This is a genomic window from Caldimonas manganoxidans ATCC BAA-369 (genome assembly GCF_000381125.1).
GTDB classification, from domain to species: Bacteria; Pseudomonadota; Gammaproteobacteria; order Burkholderiales; family Burkholderiaceae_C; genus Caldimonas; species Caldimonas manganoxidans.
Map to the genome: position 1 here is coordinate 1 of NZ_KB906013.1, position 1,175 is coordinate 1,175.

Below are 1,175 nucleotides of genomic sequence, written 5' to 3' on the forward strand. Positions count from 1 at the left end.
GACTTCTTCGAGTACACGCCCCAGTTCAAGCTGGTCATCGCCGGCAACCACAAGCCCGCGATCCGCAACGTGGACGAGGCGATGAAGCGCCGGCTGCACCTGATCCCCTTCACGATCACCGTGCCGCCCGAGCGGCGCGACAAACACCTGCAGCAGAAGTTGCTGGCCGAGCGGGACGGCATCCTGGCCTGGGCGCTGGAAGGGTGCCTGGCCTGGCAGCGCCTGGGCCGGCTCGATCCGCCGCCGCAGGTCGTGGCCGCCACCGAGGAGTACTTCGAAGCCGAGGACGCGCTGGGCCGCTGGCTGGAGGAGCGCTGCGTGCGCGAGGCCAATGCCAAGTCACTGACCGCCGAACTGTTCACCGACTGGAAGCAGTGGGCGGAGGCCGCCGGCGAGTTCGTCGGCTCACAGCGCCGCTTCTCCGACCTCTTGATCACCCGCGGCGTCGAGAAATGGCGCAACGCCGCCGGCATCCGGGGCTTCCGTGGCGTGGGTCTCAAGCACCCGATGCAGCCCGCCTACACCCCCTATGCCGACGACTGAACACCCGTGACCACCGACAGGACTGACGCATCTGACGCTGTCCATCGTAAGTCTCTACGCGCGCGCGCGTGCGCGCGCCTCACGGGAACTATCGATATCGTGCGTCGGATGCGTCAGTCCCCACCGAACGAGGACTGACACCATGCACACCACGATCCTGGCCCTCGACCTGGGCACCACCACCGGCTGGGCGCTGCGCGACCGCACGGGCCGAATCACCAGCGGCAGCCAATCCTTCAAGCCACAGCGATTCGAAGGCGGCGGCATGCGTTTCCTGCGCTTTGGCCGTTGGATTTCTGAAATTCAGACATCGGTTTCTGAACTTCAGTTTTTGTACTTCGAGGAAGTGCGCCGCCACGTCTCCACCGATGCCGCGCACGCCTACGGCGGGTTCCTGGCCACGCTCACGGCCTGGTGCGAGCACCACGGCGTCCCCTACCAGGGCGTGCCGGTGGGCACGATCAAGAAGCACGCCACCGGCAAGGGCAATGCGAGCAAGGACGAGATGATGGCGGCCGTGCGTGCGCGGGGCCACGCCCCGGCGGACGACGACGAGGCCGACGCCCTGGCGCTGTTGCACTGGGCCATCCAGCAGCACGACGCGGCGCAGGAGGCGTGAGATGGACATCCCG

General features: G+C 67.2%; 2 protein-coding genes. Both read left to right on the forward strand.

All coding sequences use genetic code 11. The features are described 5' to 3' along the window. Positions 1 to 543 (forward strand): phage/plasmid primase, P4 family (locus F615_RS19135; protein WP_033371904.1); only part of this gene is annotated, 543 nt, incomplete at its 5' end. Between the two features lie 142 nt (positions 544 to 685). Next, entirely contained in the window at positions 686 to 1,162 is a 477-nt protein-coding gene (locus F615_RS0117395) for a crossover junction endodeoxyribonuclease RuvC (RefSeq protein ID WP_019562411.1), read from the forward strand. Positions 1,163 to 1,175 lie beyond the last annotated feature (13 nt).